Source organism: Bradyrhizobium sp. JYMT SZCCT0428, assembly GCF_018131075.1.
Lineage (GTDB): Bacteria > Pseudomonadota > Alphaproteobacteria > Rhizobiales > Xanthobacteraceae > Bradyrhizobium.
In genome coordinates this window covers 39,331-55,396 of record NZ_JAFCLS010000005.1, presented here as the reverse complement: position 1 = coordinate 55,396, position 16,066 = coordinate 39,331, and the positions used below count along the sequence as shown (strand labels likewise).

General features: G+C 63.5%; 14 protein-coding genes. 5 read left to right on the top strand and 9 right to left on the bottom strand.

What is annotated here, in order from left to right; genetic code table 11:
- Positions 1–49 precede the first annotated feature (49 nt).
- From JQ575_RS06650 to JQ575_RS06630, 5 genes are all read left to right on the top strand, one after another.
- Positions 50–1,408, top strand: a complete 1,359-nt coding sequence (locus JQ575_RS06650; protein ID WP_212032441.1) for a formimidoylglutamate deiminase — start codon at positions 50–52, stop codon at positions 1,406–1,408.
- Complete coding sequence (gene hutC, locus JQ575_RS06645) at positions 1,405–2,148, top strand: histidine utilization repressor (RefSeq protein WP_212032440.1); 744 nt, start codon at positions 1,405–1,407, stop codon at positions 2,146–2,148. Before JQ575_RS06650 ends, hutC begins: the two co-directional genes overlap by 4 nt.
- A 123-nt stretch (positions 2,149–2,271) precedes the next feature.
- Positions 2,272–3,216, top strand: a complete 945-nt coding sequence (locus tag JQ575_RS06640; RefSeq protein ID WP_212032439.1) for an ABC transporter substrate-binding protein — start codon at positions 2,272–2,274, stop codon at positions 3,214–3,216.
- 86 nt (positions 3,217–3,302) lie between these two features.
- Positions 3,303–4,076: an ABC transporter permease gene (locus JQ575_RS06635; RefSeq protein ID WP_192734745.1), complete on the top strand. Its 774-nt coding sequence runs from the start codon at positions 3,303–3,305 to the stop codon at positions 4,074–4,076.
- The gene (locus JQ575_RS06630) at positions 4,073–4,858 is read left to right on the top strand and encodes an ABC transporter ATP-binding protein (RefSeq protein ID WP_212032438.1); all 786 of its coding nucleotides are present in this window, start codon (positions 4,073–4,075) and stop codon (positions 4,856–4,858) included. The genes JQ575_RS06635 and JQ575_RS06630 overlap by 4 nt, the downstream gene beginning before the upstream one ends.
- A 67-nt stretch (positions 4,859–4,925) precedes the next feature.
- On the opposite strand, the gene JQ575_RS06625 is transcribed toward JQ575_RS06630, so the two are convergent.
- From JQ575_RS06625 to JQ575_RS06585, 9 genes are all read right to left on the bottom strand, one after another.
- Complete coding sequence (locus JQ575_RS06625; RefSeq protein WP_212032437.1) at positions 4,926–5,984, bottom strand: putative FMN-dependent luciferase-like monooxygenase; 1,059 nt, start codon at positions 5,982–5,984, stop codon at positions 4,926–4,928.
- A 145-nt stretch (positions 5,985–6,129) separates the two neighbouring features.
- Positions 6,130–7,110 carry an ABC transporter ATP-binding protein gene (locus JQ575_RS06620; RefSeq protein WP_212032606.1) on the bottom strand — a complete coding sequence of 327 codons (981 nt, stop codon included), beginning with the start codon at positions 7,108–7,110 and terminating at the stop codon, positions 6,130–6,132.
- A 23-nt stretch (positions 7,111–7,133) separates the two neighbouring features.
- The gene (locus JQ575_RS06615) at positions 7,134–8,123 is read right to left on the bottom strand and encodes an ABC transporter ATP-binding protein (protein WP_212032436.1); all 990 of its coding nucleotides are present in this window, start codon (positions 8,121–8,123) and stop codon (positions 7,134–7,136) included.
- Positions 8,124–8,127: 4 nt separating this feature from the next.
- Complete coding sequence (locus JQ575_RS06610; RefSeq protein WP_212032605.1) at positions 8,128–9,042, bottom strand: ABC transporter permease; 915 nt, start codon at positions 9,040–9,042, stop codon at positions 8,128–8,130.
- A 5-nt stretch (positions 9,043–9,047) separates the two neighbouring features.
- Positions 9,048–9,989, bottom strand: a complete 942-nt coding sequence (locus tag JQ575_RS06605; protein WP_212032435.1) for an ABC transporter permease — start codon at positions 9,987–9,989, stop codon at positions 9,048–9,050.
- A gap of 17 nt (positions 9,990–10,006) precedes the next feature.
- Complete coding sequence (locus JQ575_RS06600) at positions 10,007–11,611, bottom strand: ABC transporter substrate-binding protein (RefSeq protein WP_212032434.1); 1,605 nt, start codon at positions 11,609–11,611, stop codon at positions 10,007–10,009.
- A gap of 233 nt (positions 11,612–11,844) precedes the next feature.
- Positions 11,845–13,017 (bottom strand): amidohydrolase/deacetylase family metallohydrolase, encoded by a 1,173-nt coding sequence (locus tag JQ575_RS06595; protein WP_212032433.1) that lies wholly within the window; start codon positions 13,015–13,017, stop codon positions 11,845–11,847.
- Between the two features lie 67 nt (positions 13,018–13,084).
- Complete coding sequence (locus tag JQ575_RS06590; protein WP_212032432.1) at positions 13,085–14,458, bottom strand: amidohydrolase family protein; 1,374 nt, start codon at positions 14,456–14,458, stop codon at positions 13,085–13,087.
- Entirely contained in the window at positions 14,455–16,035 is a 1,581-nt protein-coding gene (locus JQ575_RS06585) for an ABC transporter substrate-binding protein (protein ID WP_212032431.1), read from the bottom strand. Before JQ575_RS06585 ends, JQ575_RS06590 begins: the two co-directional genes overlap by 4 nt.
- Between the last annotated feature and the right edge of the window lie 31 nt (positions 16,036–16,066).

The following is a 16,066-nucleotide window of genomic DNA, read 5'->3' as shown; positions in this document are numbered from 1 at the left end:
GTCTATACATATTATCGTGCCGGTGTTCTGTCCAGCCGGTTTGGAAAACATGTCCACTCTGCATTTCGCGTCAGCGCTGCTCCCGTCCGGGTGGGCCGATGACGTGCAGGTGGTTGTGACCAATGGGAACATCACCAAGGTGACATCAGGCACGGTTCCGGAAGCCGACGATGAACGCCACCGGCTGGCCATCCCGGGAATAGCGAGCCTGCATAGTCACGCGTTCCAGCGTGGCATGGCGGGCCTTGCCGAAACACGCGGTAATACCGCCGATACCTTCTGGACATGGCGCGAGACGATGTATCGCTTCGCGCTTGATATGACCCCCGACGATGCCGAAGCCGTCGCAACGCTGCTCTATGTCGAGATGCTGGAGCAAGGTTTTACGCGCGTCGGAGAATTCCACTATCTGCATCACGACCATGATGGCGCGCCCTATGCCAATCCCGCCGAGATGGCGACGCGAATTGCGCAAGCCGCCGAGGCCACCGGCATCGGGCTCACGCTGCTGCCGAGCTTCTACGCGCACGGCTCCTTTGGTGGCGCCCCGCCCCATGCCGGCCAGCGCCGCTTCATCTGCTCGGTCGACCAGTTTGCCAAACTGATTGACGCAACAAAGCGGGCCCTCCGCGAATTGCCCGGAACCAATGTCGGCATCACCCCGCACAGCCTGCGCGCCGTGACGCCGGATGAACTGACGGCCATCGTGCCGTTGGCCGAAGGCGGGCCGATCCATATCCACGCCGCCGAACAGACCAAAGAAGTCGAGGAATGCATCGCATGGTCGGGCCAGCGGCCGGTCGAGTGGCTGCTCGAACATGCGCCCGTTGATCGGCGCTGGTGCCTGATCCATGCGACGCACACCACCCCCACCGAGATCGCCGCGCTGGCCAAAAGCGGCGCTGTCGCAGGGCTCTGCCCGATTACCGAAGCAAGCCTCGGCGACGGTACTTTTCCGGCGCGCGAATTCCTCGACGCAGGCGGCCGTTTCGGCGTCGGCACCGATTCCAATGTCCTCGTCGGCGTCGCCGACGAGTTGCGTCAGCTCGAATACGGCCAACGGCTCAAACATCGCGAGCGCAATGTACTGTCCGGCGGTCCCGGCATCTCGACTGGACGCGCGTTGTTCGACGCCGCGCTGGCCGGCGGTGCCCAGGCGCTCGCGCAGCCGAACACAGGAATCCAGGCAGGCGCACGCGCCGATATCGTCACCCTCGACACCACGCATCCCTCGCTCGCCGGGCGACATCGGGATGCCGCCCTCGATGGCTGGATTTTCGCGGCCAATGCGGGCGCCGTCGATTGTGTGTGGGCAGGCGGAAACAAGGTCGTCGAGGGCGGGCGTCACCGGCTCCGCCGGAAGGCGCGCGAGACCTTCAACGCCGCCGTTCGTAGGCTCGTCGCATGAGCCTCTCGATCGACCGCGACAAGGTCCAGACAGCCGACAAGCCAACGCTGTACAAGCAGATCCGCCTCGACATCGAAGGCCGCATCCTGACCGGCGAATGGCCGCCGGGCCACCGCATCCCGTTCGAACACGAGCTCATGGCGCGCTACGGCTGTTCGCGAATGACCGTGAGCAAGGCGCTGTCGGAATTGGCGCAAGCCGATCTCATCGAACGGCGGCGGCGGGCCGGCACCTTTGTGCGCCGTCCCAAATTTCTGTCAGCAGTCCTGACGATTCCTGATATCCGCGCGGAAATCACCGCACTCGGCCGCAGCTACTTCTATCAGCTGATCAAGTGTTCGCGCCGTGCCGCCAACGCCGCCGACCGCGCGCGTCTTGGGGTACGAAAGACCGGCAGGGTGATCGCGATTGCCTGTCGCCACAGCGCCGATGGTGTGCCGTTCGCGATCGAGGACAGGCTGATCGATCTCGACGCGGTGCCCGAAGCTGCCACGGCCGATTTTGCGATCGAACCGCCCGGCACGTGGCTGCTTCACCATGTCCCATGGACCGAAGCCGAGCATTCGATCAGCGCTATCGTAGCAGATGAAGAGGCCGCCGCCGCACTGGACATTGCGATCGGTGCGCCCTGCCTCGTGATCGACCGCCACACCTGGCGCAGTGCACGGACATTGACGGCTGTGCGGCTGGTTTATCCAGGCGAGTCCCACAAACTGGTTGCCCGCTTCAAGGGCGGCTGAGAGGGATAGCAATGCGTGTAAGGTCCGGCACAATTTATGCAACAGCAATAGACGAAGCAGCAACGCTGCAGACGTGAACAGGCGAGCAAGACGCAATCCATGAACCAGAAAAGGGATACAGCCATGCTTAGTTTTAGAGTATTTGCCGCAACCGCCGCACTCCTGGTGTCCGCACCAGCCGTCGCACAGGACGTGAAGGTCGGCATCGGCATCTCGGGATGGACCGGCTTTGCACCGCTCACGCTCGCAAACCAGGCCGGCATCTTCAAGAAGAACGGCCTCGACGTGACGATCAAGAAGATCCCGCAGAAGGACCGACATCTGGCCGTAGCGTCAGGTGACATTCAGTGCGCGGCAACCACGGTGGAAACCTGGATTTCATGGAATGCCAATGGCGTCGCGACCAAGCAAATCTTCCAGCTCGACAAGAGTTACGGCGCCGATGGCATGGCCACGCGAAACGACGTCGCCGCGATCAAGGACCTGAAGGGCAAGACGGTCGCCGCGTCCGCGCCCGGCACCGCCCCCTATTTCACCCTGGCCTGGATGCTCAAGAAGAATGGTCTCACGGTCAAGGACGTGACGGTGGTGAACCTGGAGCCCGCCGCGGCCGCGCAGGCGTTCGTGGCCGGCCAGAACGACGCGGCCATGACGTATGAGCCGTACCTCTCGACGGTGCGTGCCGCGCCGGACAAGGGCAAAATCATCGCCACCACGCTCGACTACCCGATGATCATGGACACGTTCGGCTGCACGCCTAAATTCCTGACCGACAATCCGAAAGCCGCGCAAGCGCTGGCCGACAGCTATTTCGAGGCCGTAGCCCTGATCGAAAAGGACCAGACCAAGTCTTACGAGATCATGGGTTCGGACGTGAAGCAGTCCGGCGAGCAGTTCGGCAATTCGGCAAAATATCTGCGCTGGCAGGACAAGGCCGCGAACCAGAAGTTCTTCGCGGGCGAATTCCAGGCTTTCACCAAGGAAGCCGGCGAGCTGCTGCTCGAGATCGGTATCATCAAATCGATCCCGAAGACCGAAGACCTCTTTGACCCGAGCTTCATCAAGTAGACCAGGCGACGCCGCGACGGTCCCGCTTCGCGGTTTGGAAGCGGGACATTTCGCGCACTGCGCTCCGCCTTGAGGATTAGCCTTTGATAAGACCCCTCGATCCCGTGACGTCGAAGCAGCGCGTGGCCTACGGCTTCGCGTTCTTCGTGCTGTTCGTTGCCCTGTGGGCATGGGCCACGTTTGGCGGCTATGTTTCGAAAACGTTTCTCGCCAACCCGCTGACCATGCTGCAGGAAGGCTGGGAACTGCTGATCAAACACGGCTTCCTGTACGATATCGGCATGACGATTTGGCGGGTGATCGGCGGCTTCGTGCTGGCGGCCATCATCGCGGTGCCGCTCGGCGTTCTGATGGGCGCTTACAAGCCGATCGAGGCGTTTCTCGAGCCGTTCGTTTCGTTCGCCCGTTATCTGCCCGCCTCGGCCTTCATCCCGCTGTTGATCCTGTGGGCGGGCATCGGCGAACTGCAGAAGCTGCTAGTGATTTTCATCGGCTCGGTGTTCCAGATCATCCTGATGATCGCCGTGAACGTCGGTAACACGAGGCGCGATCTCGTTGAAGCCGCCTACACGCTTGGCGCCGGCGACAGCGGCATCATCCGCCGCGTCCTGCTGCCCTCGTCCGCTCCCGAGATCGCGGAAATCCTTCGGCTCGTTCTGGGGTGGGCGTGGACCTACGTCATCGTCGCCGAACTGATCGGCTCATCCTCGGGCATCGGCCACATGATTACCGACAGCCAGGCGTTGCTCAACACCGGGCAGATCATCTTCGGCATCATCGTCATCGGGCTGATCGGCCTCGTCTCGGACTTCCTGTTCAAGGCCTTCAACGCCTGGCTGTTTCCGTGGAGACTAGCGTGACCACGCTGAAGATCGACCAGGTCTCACGGACCTTCCCTGCGCGCCAGGGCAATGCGCCGACACGGGCGCTGGAGCCGACCAACCTCGACGTTGGCAACAACGACTTCGTCACCATCCTCGGTCCGTCGGGCTGCGGAAAATCCACGTTGCTGCGCATCATCGCCGGTCTCGACCGGCCGACCAGCGGCCGCGTCGTTCTCGACGGGCAGGAGGTCACGGGCCCCGGTGCGGATCGCGGCATGGTGTTTCAATCCTACACGCTATTCCCGTGGCTGACGGTGCGCGAGAACATCGCGTTCGGGCTGCGCGAGCGCGGAATTTCCGAGGCCGAACGCGGCAAGATCGCCGATGGCTTCATTCAACGGGTTGGCTTGTCCGGCTTTGAAAATCACTGGCCGAAGCAACTCTCCGGCGGCATGCAGCAGCGCACGGCGATCGCGCGTGCGCTTGCCAACGATCCCAAGATCCTGCTGCTCGACGAGCCGTTCGGTGCGCTCGACAACCAGACCCGCGTGCTGATGCAGGAAATGCTGCTCGGCATCTGGGAGCGCGACCAGAAAACCGTGTTGTTCGTCACCCACGACATCGAGGAGGCCATCTTCCTCGGCAGCCGCGTCATCGTCATGAGCGCCCGCCCCGGCCGCATCAAGGCCGAGATCGCGGTCGATCTGCCGCACCCGCGATCCTACAAGATCAAGACCGCGCCCGAGTTCGTCCAGCTGAAGGAACGGCTGGTGGAAGAGATCCGTGCCGAGACATTGAAGGTGGCGGTTGACGCCTGACGGACGCTCGCTGCCTCGCCGATTTTGTGCCCGGGAGGCAAGCACGTTCTGCGAGCCCGGGCCCACTCTACTTTGCATGGGGTTGTTTTCGCGATTGTGTGTCCGGGCTCGGTATGGTCCCTTTCGTCCACCCCAATGCCGGCGCAACCGCTTCCGCGACCAGCTCGATCGATCGCAGAATGAACGGATGCGGCGGGTCGACCGAATGCGCTTGAAACACTAGATCGGTCACCCGCTCCAAAGTGCTGTCGGCGCGCAGCGAGGCGATGACATCGTCAGGCGTCCCGACATGGGTATCGAACGCGGTAATCATGTCGCTCGATGCCTCGCCCGGCGGGGCATGGCCGCCGGCGATGAAGCTCGCGCGTGCGCGGCGCAATCCGATGTCTGCCAACCGCAGAGCCTCCTCACGTTCGTCGGCGGCGAAGACACTGCGTGACGCCATGATCCGGGGCTCGCGCCCCGGCGGCAGTGCGGCGAGATAGGCGTCGATGATGGGGTGCTGAATCTCGGCAAGCGACGCATGTGGCGCTTCCCTTGATCGTGGCTGCGTTCGCGACAACAGCAAGCCGTCGCCCGCTTTGCCGGCCCTCGCCCCGCCGCTCACCGAAAACGTTGCCTGCCAGATCCGGTCGCCCAGTTGCGGCCTTGGTGGATAGAGCGTATCACCGCCGGCCAGCGGTGCGCCGGCCAGGGCGTTGCGGACGATATCGAGGTTGTCAGCAAAAATCTCCGCGCGTTGCGCACTGTCCAGCCCAAAGGCTGCAAAGGCGGACGGGTTTCCGCCGGTACCGACACCAAGTTCAAAACGGCCGTTCGACAACAGGTCGAGGACTGCGGCGTCCTCCGCCACCCGTACAGGATTTTCCAGCGGCAGGGTAACGATGCCGGTACCGAGGCGAATGCGAGACGTTTGTGCCGCAACGAAGCCGAGAAAAGCGAAGGGCGCCGGAAGCCCGCCCTCGCTCTCATGAAAATGGTGCTGCGCGATCCATGCGGAATCAAGACCTGCTGCTTCCGCGTGCACGATCTGCGCTGCCGCGAGGCGATATCGTTCCGCCGGAGCCGCATCATCGAGAAGGCGCGTGAAGAATCCCAACCGATTCAAATTTGGCAGACGATTCATGAAGACTTTCGGAGAACAGACCCCATGCGATCGAGGCCCGGTCGCCTCCGCCCCACGAGTCTGCGCGGGGATCGCGGGACAGTCAAATCAGGGCAGGCAAACGGGCTTCGATGGTTCGAGCCCTCGCGGACTCTCTGCCGCGGAATCAGGCCGGCAGCGCGTCGAGATGACACGCGGCCCACTGGTCGTCGCCAACCGTGCGAAGTTTCGGCTCCTCCGTCCGGCAGCGATCGAACACGTAGGGGCACCTCGTGTGGAATCGGCAACCGCTCGGCGGATTGATCGGGCTCGGCACGTCGCCCTTCAGGATGATCGGGTTGCGGATGGCCCCAGGCTCCGGCACCGGCACCGCCGACAGCAACGCCCTGGTATAGGGATGCCGGGGCGCGGTGAAGATCTGCTGCCTGGGCGCCATCTCGACGATCTTGCCGAGATACATCACGGCGACACGGTGCGTCATGTGCTCCACGATCGCCAGATCGTGGCTGATGAAGAGCAGCGCGAGGCCAAACTCGCGCTGCAGATCCTGCAGCAGGTTGACGATCTGGGCCTTGACCGAGACGTCGAGGGCCGAGACCGCCTCGTCGCAGACGATCAGTTCGGGCTCCGCCGCCAATGCCCGGGCGATACCGATGCGCTGGCGCTGGCCGCCCGAGAATTCGTGGGGCCGGCGGCCCAGCGCGTCACGCGGCAGGCGCACGGTGTCCATCAGCGCCGCGACCTTGGCGTCGAGTTCGGCGGAAGATTTGGCGAGACCAAAATTGCGGATCGGCTCGGCCAGGATGTCGCGCACGCGCATGCGCGGATTGAGGCTGGAGAACGGATCCTGGAACACCACCTGCACACGGCGGCGCATGCTGCGCAGGGCTGCGGGTGAAGCGTCGTCGATGCGCTGCCCGTCGAGCACCACCTGGCCCGACGTGATGTCGAACAGGCGCAAGATCGCGCGTCCGACCGTCGACTTGCCGCAACCGGACTCGCCGACCAGCGACAGCGTCTCGCCGCGCGCGACCTCAAAGGACACGCCGTCCACCGCATAGACCCATTTGGACCTGCGGCTGAACAACCCGCCGCGGACCGGAAAATGTTTCTTGAGATCGTTGACCTGCAGCAACGGGACTTGCAACGGGACCTGGAGCAGTGGCGCGTTCATGCTGCAGCCGCCTCCTTGGCGGCATAGTGGCAGGCAGCGATATGGCGGGGGCCCTTCTCTTCAAGACCTGGCGCGACCTGCCGGCAGAGATCGGTCGCCAGCGCGCACCGCCCCGCGAACACACAGCCCTCAATCCGTCCTTTGAGGCTGGGCACCTGGCCCGGAATTTCGGCGAGACGCCGCGCGGCCCCTGTCAATGAGGAGCCGAGCTTCGGCACCGCGCCGAGCAGGCCCTGCGTATAGGGATGACGCGGCGAGCGGAATAGTTGGGCCACCGGCGCCTCCTCGACCTTGCGGCCGGCATACATCACCATGACGCGCTCGGCGATTTCAGCGACCACGCCGAGATCATGGGTGACCAGAATGATCGCTGCGCCGACCCGGCGCTTGAGGTCCAGCATCAACTGCAGGATCTGCGCCTGGATCGTGACGTCGAGCGCCGTGGTCGGCTCGTCGGCGATCAGGAGTTTTGGGTTGCAGGCCAGCGCCATCGCGATCATCACGCGCTGGCGCATGCCGCCGGAAAGCTGATGTGGAAATTCGCGCACGCGCCGTACCGACTCCGGGATGCCAACCAGATTCAGCATCTCGACGGCACGGGCCTCCGCGGCCTGCTTGTCGAGCCCCTGATGCATGCGCAGCGTCTCTCCGATCTGACGGCCGACGGTCAGCACCGGATTGAGGCTCGTCATCGGCTCCTGGAAGATCATCGAAATGTCGTTGCCACGGATGGCACGCATGTCGCGCTCGGAAAGTTGCAGCAGATCCTTGCCCTGGAAACGGATCGAGCCCGCGATCTTGCCGGGTGGCTCGGGGATCAGCCGCATCAGCGACATCGAGGTGACCGACTTGCCGCAACCGGATTCGCCGACGATCGCCAGCGTCTCGCCCTCATTGACATGGAAGGAAACACCATCGACGGCGCGGTTGATGCCCTCGGGAGTGCGGAAATGGGTCTGCAGATTTTCGACTTCGAGCAATGCCATCAGATCAGAGACTCTTGGCCATGCGCGGATCGAGCGCGTCACGCAGGCCGTCACCGAGCAGGTTGACGGCAAGCACGGTGACGGACAGGAACGCGGCGGGAAAGAATACGATGTAGGGTTTGACCTGCCACAGCGCCCTGCCCTCGGCCATGATGTTGCCCCAGGACGGAATGGTAGGTGGTGTGCCGGCGCCGATGAAGGAAAGAATCGACTCCACGATCATGGCGCTGGCGCAGATATAGGTCGCCTGAACCAGCATCGGCGCCAGCGTGTTGGGCAGGATGTGGCGCAGGATGATCATCGGCGTTCGTGTGCCGGAAGCTGTCGCGGCGTCCACATAGGGTTGCTCGCGCAAAGAAAGCACAACGCTGCGCACCAGACGTGAGACCCGTGGGATTTCGGCTACCGTGATCGCCAGAATCACGTTGCCGACGCTGGCGCGCGTCAGCGCCATCAGCGCAACCGCAAGCAGGATCGGCGGGATCGACATCAGCCCATCCATGAACCGCATGATGATGCCGTCGGCCCATCGTACGAACCCGGAGACAAGGCCGATGGCGAGACCGGCCAGCGAAGCCAGCACCGCCACCGAAAGACCGACCGTGAGCGAGACCCGCGCCCCGTAGATCACGCGTGAATAGATATCGCGGCCGAGCAAGTCCGTTCCGAACCAGTAGTCCGCGGAAGGCAATCGCGTACGTTTGGCGGGCGCGATCGCGGTCGGATCGACGGTCCAGAGATAAGGCGCAAAGATTCCCACCAGGACGAGGCAGATGAGCAAAGCACCGCCGATCGCGACCGTCGGATGGTTGCGCAGGAAACCGAGGACGCCGCGACGAATTTTGACCGGCGACAGCAGATCCGGCAATTGCGGCGCGACCACAAGACCCGGAGGTATCCGCACCGTGTTGGTTTCCATGACGGTCAATAGCGGATCCTCGGGTCAACCAGGGTGTAGGTGACGTCGACCATCAGGTTGACCAGCACATAGAGGAAGCTGAACAGCAACACGATGCCCTGGATGACAGGATAGTCGCGGCGCAGGATCGCGTCGATCGTCAGCCGGCCAAGGCCCGGAATGGCGAACACGCTTTCTGTCACCACCGCGCCGCCGATCAAAAGCGCTATACCGATACCGATCACCGTCACGATCGGAACGGCCGCGTTCTTCAGCGCGTGAATGAACAGGATACTGCGCTGGTCAAGGCCTTTGGCGCGGGCGGTGCGGACATAATCCTGCTGCAGCACCTCGAGCATCGAGGCCCGGGTAATGCGCGCGATCAGCGCGATGTAGACGGAGCCGAGGGCAAGCGCCGGCAGGATCAGGTTCTGGAACCATGGCCAGACGCCATTGGACAGCGGCGTATAGCCCTGCACCGGAAGCCATTCGAACTGCAGCGCGAACACATAGGCAAGGACATAGCCGACAACAAAGACCGGAAGCGAGAAGGCGAACACCGCAAAGGCCATGATGGTGCGGTCGATCCAGCTTCCCGCCTTCCATGCCGCCAACACGCCGAGCGGAACCGCAACGAGGATGGTCAGCACCAGCGTAATCGCCATCAGCGAGAGTGTCGGCTCGATCCGCTGCGCGATCATCTTGGCGACCGGCAAATTGGTGAAGATCGAGGTGCCGAGATTCCCGTGCAAGATGTCCCATAGCCAGCTGCTGAACTGGACCAGAAACGGCCGGTCGAGGCCGAGGCTTTGGCGTATCCGCTCGACGTCGGCGGGGCTTGCCTGGTCACCTGCAATCACCGCCGCCGGATCGCCCGGCGCGATGTAAAGCAGGCTGAAGACGAACAGCGCGACGATCCCCATCACGGGCAAGGTCGAGAGAATGCGCCGCAGGATATACGAGAGCATGTCGATTCACTGTCCCATCATGCGGTCTTCGACACGCCCCAGAAGAACGGCAGCGGCCCCTTCGTGATGCCGGAGACATTCTTGCGCCACGCCGTATAGCTCAGGAAGAAGCCGGTCGGCGCATAGACGACGTCCTCGAGCGCCGCCTTGTTGAGGCGCCCCACCGCGGCCTTCTCCTCATCGAGATTCTTGGCGCCGAACCAGGCCGTGACTTCCTTTTCCACGGCCTCGCTCGTGGGCCAGCCAAACCACGCCTTGTCGCCAGTGCCGCGAACCGCATTGTAGACGGCCGGATTGACGCAATCCGCGCCGGCGTGCCAGGTGTGAAATACTTGCCAGCCTCCCTGGCCCGGAGGCGTCTTCTGGGCGCGGCGGGAACCGACCGTGCCCCAGTCGGTTGCGACGAAATCAACGTTCATCCCCATCTGCTTCAAAAGATCGGCGGTGACATCGCCGAACGCCTTGGTGATCGGTTGATCCTGCGCCACCAGGCAAGTGACCGGCTGTCCCGAATAACCGCTCTCGGCCAAGAGCTTCTTGGCCGCTGTGAGGTCGCGCTTGCCCTTCAGTATCTCGCCGCCCGCCTCGCTGTAGAGCGGCGTATCCGGCGTGAAGAAACCCGGCAGCGGCTTCCAGAGCGCGGGCTCATCTCCGACCAACGCGCGCATATAGTCTTCCTGGCTCAGCGCGGTGAGTACGGCGCGCCGCGCCTTCACATCGTTGAAGGGCGGATGCAGATGGTTCATCCGGAACGAACCGATATTGCCGAGCGGGTCGGCGATGTCGACGTTGATGTTGCGGTTCTTCTTCAGTGACGGCACCAGATCGGTGATCGGATTTTCCCACCAATCGACCTCGCCGTTCTGAAGTGCTGCGGCCGCCGTAGCGGGATCCGGGATCACCACCCATTCGATGCGGTCGATCAGCATCTGCTTGCCGCCGGCCAGCCATGACGCCTTCTCTTGCCGCGGCGCGTAATCGGCAAATTTCTCGAACACCGCCTTGGCGCCGGGCACCCATTCGCTCTTCGCGAATTTCATCGGGCCCGAGCCGATATAGTCGGGGATTTGCTTGAATGGATCGGTCTGCGCGAGGCGCTCCGGCATGATGAAGGCGATGGGCGTGCTGTTCTTGCCCAGCGCCAGCAGCATCTTCGGATAAGGCGCCTTAAGCGACCATTTGAAGGTCCTGTCGTCGACGGCGACCAACTCGTTCTGGAGCGCCTTGAGCATTAGCCCCATCGGATCGCGGGCCGACCAACGCGTCAGGCTTGCCACCACATCCTTGCTCAGCACCGGCTCGCCGTCATGGAACTTCAACCCCGGCCGGAGCCGGAAGGTCCAGACCAGACCGTCATCGGAGGTCTCCTCGGACTCGATCATCTGGCGCTGCGGCTGCAGCGTCGCGTCGACGCCGTAGAGAGTGTCCCACACCATCGCGGCGGCGTTGCGCACGACATACTGGGTCCCCCAAATGGGGTCGAAATTCGCAAGATTGGCCTGGGGCACGAAGCGCAAGGTGCGCGCCGCGGCGCCTTGGGAAAGGGCCGGCATCGACAAGCCACCCGTTGCGGCCAGACTGCCCACCCCGGCAAATCCCTTCAACAGCGTCCTGCGATCCATGGTGCTCTCCCCGGTTTTGGGTTGTGATGAACGATTCCGCCCGTTTCATGGGCCGAGGGTTCGGCGCCGGTGAGGTGAAACAGGCCAATCAGATGATAGCGATCAGCTTCCTTTGCGTGCAAATGGTATGCCAGCGGAGCAGGTCATTCCGCTGCCAAAAGTCAGGTTGATCATGAACGAAGAAGCACTTTTCGAGCGATCACGTCTTCGAGCGATGCATCATCCAGGGCAGATTAACCTGCTGCGAGCTGCTTGAACTTCTCCGACGGTTTCGGGTGCCACCAGCGACCGCCAATGACGACACCTTCGGACACGATCTTGCGGTCGCCGATCAGATGCTCGCCGATGACGTCGACATAGTCAAACTGCCCTCGCGCGATCGAGATCAGGGTGGCGTCTCCGGCGCTGCCCGGCTTGAGGCTGCCGAGTTCGGGACGCCGCAGCGCCATCGCGGCATTGACGGTTGAGGCGGCGACCACGTCCGGGAGCGGCATTCCCATGCACAGGAACTTGGACATGGTGGTCACCTGATCGAACGCTGGGCCGTCGATGCACAGCAGATGGACATCCGAGGAGATGGTGTCGGGATAGAAACCGTTGGCGAGCATCGCCCGGGCGGTCTTGAAGGCGAACGAGCCCTTGCCGTGGCCGATGTCGAACAACACGCCGCGTTCGCGCGCCTCCAGCACCGCCCGCTTCACCGTGCCCTGGGCCGTGGCCGGCGTATTGGGGAACGGTCGGAATGCGTGGGTGAGGATGTCGCCTGGACGCAGCCGCGCGAGCACCTCCTCGTAGCTCGGCGGCGGATGGTCGATATGCGCCATCAAGGGCATGCCGACCTGTTCGGCGACCTCAAGCGCGATGTCGAGCGGCACAATACCCGAAGTGCCCGAGGCGTGAAGACCTACCCGGACCTTGATGCCGACAATGAGATCACGATTTTGGTCCGCCACCGTGGCGGCGTCGACCGGATTCATCAGCCGGAGTTCCTCGCTCTCGCCGACCATAACCCGATGCGAGAAGCCGAAGATGCCGGCATGCGAGACGTGCAGATAAGCGAGAATGCGGACCTGGCTCGGCTCGATCACATGCTTGCGGAAGCCCGCGAAATTCCCCGGGCCGGCGCTGCCGGTATCGACCGCCGTGGTGACACCCGAAGTACGGCAGAATTCCTCCGCGTCGATGCCAAGCGAAGTGCCGCCCCAATAAACATGGGTGTGCAGATCGATCAGACCCGGCGTGACGATGTAACCCGAGACGTCGCGCACGTCGGTGCCGGGATCGGCCTTGAGCTCGCTTCCGACCATGGCCACCTTGCCACCGGCGAAGGCCACATCCGTCACGGCGTCGAGTTTTTGGGATGGGTCAATTACTCGACCGCCGCGCAAGATCAAATCGAAAGGCATTGCGAACTCCTGATATGACGATCAAGGAAGCGGCGGGAGCGTGTCTCGCCCTTCCGTGTGCGGACCGTCAGCCATTAAAGGCCGCCTGGGCTTCTGGCAAATCCCAGATTTTGCCGATCGCGGCGGTTCCCGCCGAGATCGTCGCGGCCTCGTCGCCGTGTATGTACTGGCCGCCATCGATGAGCACACGCCCGTCAACAATGACCTGGTCGATATTGGCGCGATTGCCAAGCGCCACCAGCCCCCGCCGCGGATCGAACAGCGGCTGCAGATGGGGATGGGTCAAATCGACCACGGTGAGGTCGGCCGTTGCGCCCGGCGTGATGATTCCGAGATCCGGTCGCTTGATGACCGCGGCCGCGGTTGCCGTAACCGACTCGATCAATTCGGGTGCATTGGCGACGTCGGCCCGAGCGGACGCGATCTTCGAGATCATCGACGCCGCGTTGAGTTCGCCGAGAAGGTCCATGTTGTAGCCGTCGGTTCCGACCACCGTGCGGACGCCGTGCTCGGCGAACCGGCTGAACGCCGCGGTAACGCCTGCGCGCGCAAACACGCGCGGGCAGTTCAGCACCGTGGCCCCCCTCGCCGCCATCAGCTTCAAATCCCCATCGCTGCTCGCGATGCAGTGCGCGGCCAGCAGGTCCGGTGCCAGCAGGCCGAGCCAGTCGAGGTATTCGGCCGGCGTGCGGCCACCGTGACGGCTCTTGATCGTCGCGATTTCGGCCTGGCTCTGCGCCAGGTGGGTGGTGATGGGAACACCGAGTTCGCGTGCGCGGGCGGCACATGCCCGCAGCAGGTCCGGACCACAGGTGTCGGTCGCGTGCGGGCTCATCGCAAGGCCGATCCGCCCATCGCCGCGCCCGTTCCAGCGATGGTACAGCGCGTTCCAGGTATCCATATCGGCCTGGCCGTCATCGCCGGCATAGCGCACGACGCCGTCCGGCCCGGCCTTGGCGTCCGACGTGGAGAACAGATACGGCGCGCCATAGAAGCGGATGCCCATCTCCTCGGCGGCGTCGAACATTTCAGGGATGGTGTTGCGGAACGGCTCCATGACCGTGGTGGCGCCGCCCTTCAGCAATTGCAGAATGCCGAGCCGCGCGATGGCGAGCCGCTCCGACGGCGACAGCATGTCGGCGCCGCGCTTGGTCAGCGGCAGCAGCACCGTATAGACGATGCTCTGGTTGTTCTTGCGACCGTTACCGTCCTCCGTATGGGTCCGGGCGACGGCTTCGCTGAAGCAATGGTTGTGCAGGTTCAAAAGCCCCGGCAGCACGAAGCGGCCCGGTCGGTCGAACACCTCGGTGGCGGACGGGCGGTCGCGCGTGACGGCGGCGATCCGCTTGCCCTCGAGCAACACCCAATGATCGCGCAGCACCTCCTGCGCGCCGTCCTTGCGCGACAACACATAGCTGCCGAAGATTGCGATCGTACTCATGCGGGTTTCACATTCCAGAACACGGCCGTGCCGTCGAGGATCCCGGTGATACCAGAACGGTAGGCGGTTGGTTGTTTATACTGGCCGATCGGAAAATAGGGAATTTCCTCGAACGACAACGCCTGGATATCGCGGCAGATCCGCTGCTGCTCGGCCAGATTGGCGGCGGCGAGCCATTGGCTTCGCAGTGCCCCCATCTTCTCACTCTTGTACCAGCCGGCCACCTTGCTGTCGCCGCGCAGGTTCGAATTGCCGGCTGGATTCAGCCAATCGATGCCCTGCCAGTTGCCGACGCCGGCGCTCCAGCCGCCCTGGGCGACAGGCTCCTTTTTCAACTGCCGCTGCAACACCAGGCCGAAATCCAGTCCGGCATATTCGACGTTCATGCCGGCCTGCTGCAGCATGTCGGCGGCGATGTCGCCGAGCGGCTTTTGTGCCAGCGAATTGGTGGGGACGAGCAGCACCACCTTCTCACCATTGTAACCGGCAGCTTTCAGATCAGCCTTGACCTTCGCCATGTCGCGCGGCCCACGGAACACGTTCAGGCCAACATCGCTCGCCATCGGCGTCCCCGGCGCAAAGAAGCCGATCGGCGCGGTTTGATAGACGGGATCTTCGCCCGCAACCGCCGTCATGAAGGCGGACTGGTCGATCGCGCCGAGCAGCGCGCGGCGGATAGCGGGATTGTCGAATGGCGGCTGCAGATGGTTCACCCGCAACATGCAGGTGTAGCCTCGCGGGTCGAGGATACGCGTGGTGACGCCGGTACGCTTCAGCACCGGCAGCAGATCGTGCGGCGTCGTTTCCTGCCAGTCCTGTTCGCGTGTTTGCAGCGCAGCGACCCCTGTCGCCGCATCCGGCATCGTCGTCCAGACCACGCGGTCGTAGTGAACGATCTTGGGACCGGCGGTCCAATCCGGCTTGCCATCCTGCCGGGGCTGATAACGATCGAAGCGGGCGTACACGTTGCGCGCGCCCTGCACCCGCTCGTCTGCCATGAAACGGAAAGGACCGCTGCCCACGACCTCGGTCAGCGGCTTGAACGGATCCTGGCTCGCCAGCCGCTCCGGCATCATGAATGGCGCCTGGATCGCGGCCTTGCCGAGCGCCGCGGGCAACAGCGGAAAAGGCCGGCTTAACCGAAAGCGGATGATGCGGTCGTCCGGGGCCGACAGTTCATCCGTCGCCGCCATCATCTCGGCGCCGAACCCGTCGCGAGCCGCCCATCGGCGAATGCTGGCGACGCAATCCCGCGCCAGCACGCGCTCGCCGTCATGCCATAGCAGGCCGTCGCGCAACGTGAGGTCCCACTGCTTGTCGTCATTGGACACGACATGCCCGGACACCATCTGCGGCGAGACCTCGAGCGCCGAATTCATGCCGTAGAGGGTGTCGTAGACCATGAATCCATGGTTACGGGAGACCTGCGCCGTGGAGTAGATCGGATCGATGAAGGTCAGATCGATCACCGGAATGAAGCGCAGTGTGGTCTGCGACTGCGCCCGCACGATTCCCGGCAGCGACAACGCCGGCGCTACGGCGGCAGCCTTCAACAGTGAGCGGCGGGAAACAATCATCGAGGACTCCTGGAATAATCAATCGGCGCCG

Excerpts from the sequence above, each read along its gene's own strand:
- JQ575_RS06650 (WP_212032441.1), top strand. The coding sequence starts at position 50 with ATGTCCACTCTGCATTTCGCGTCAGCGCTGCTCCCGTCCGGGTGGGCC.
- hutC (WP_212032440.1), top strand. The coding sequence starts at position 1,405 with ATGAGCCTCTCGATCGACCGCGACAAGGTCCAGACAGCCGACAAGCCA.
- JQ575_RS06640 (WP_212032439.1), top strand. The coding sequence starts at position 2,272 with ATGCTTAGTTTTAGAGTATTTGCCGCAACCGCCGCACTCCTGGTGTCC.
- JQ575_RS06625 (WP_212032437.1), bottom strand. The coding sequence starts at position 5,984 with ATGAATCGTCTGCCAAATTTGAATCGGTTGGGATTCTTCACGCGCCTT.
- JQ575_RS06615 (WP_212032436.1), bottom strand. The coding sequence starts at position 8,123 with ATGGCATTGCTCGAAGTCGAAAATCTGCAGACCCATTTCCGCACTCCC.
- JQ575_RS06610 (WP_212032605.1), bottom strand. The coding sequence starts at position 9,042 with ATGGAAACCAACACGGTGCGGATACCTCCGGGTCTTGTGGTCGCGCCG.
- JQ575_RS06605 (WP_212032435.1), bottom strand. The coding sequence starts at position 9,989 with ATGCTCTCGTATATCCTGCGGCGCATTCTCTCGACCTTGCCCGTGATG.
- JQ575_RS06600 (WP_212032434.1), bottom strand. The coding sequence starts at position 11,611 with ATGGATCGCAGGACGCTGTTGAAGGGATTTGCCGGGGTGGGCAGTCTG.
- JQ575_RS06595 (WP_212032433.1), bottom strand. The coding sequence starts at position 13,017 with ATGCCTTTCGATTTGATCTTGCGCGGCGGTCGAGTAATTGACCCATCC.
- JQ575_RS06590 (WP_212032432.1), bottom strand. The coding sequence starts at position 14,458 with ATGAGTACGATCGCAATCTTCGGCAGCTATGTGTTGTCGCGCAAGGAC.
- JQ575_RS06585 (WP_212032431.1), bottom strand. The coding sequence starts at position 16,035 with ATGATTGTTTCCCGCCGCTCACTGTTGAAGGCTGCCGCCGTAGCGCCG.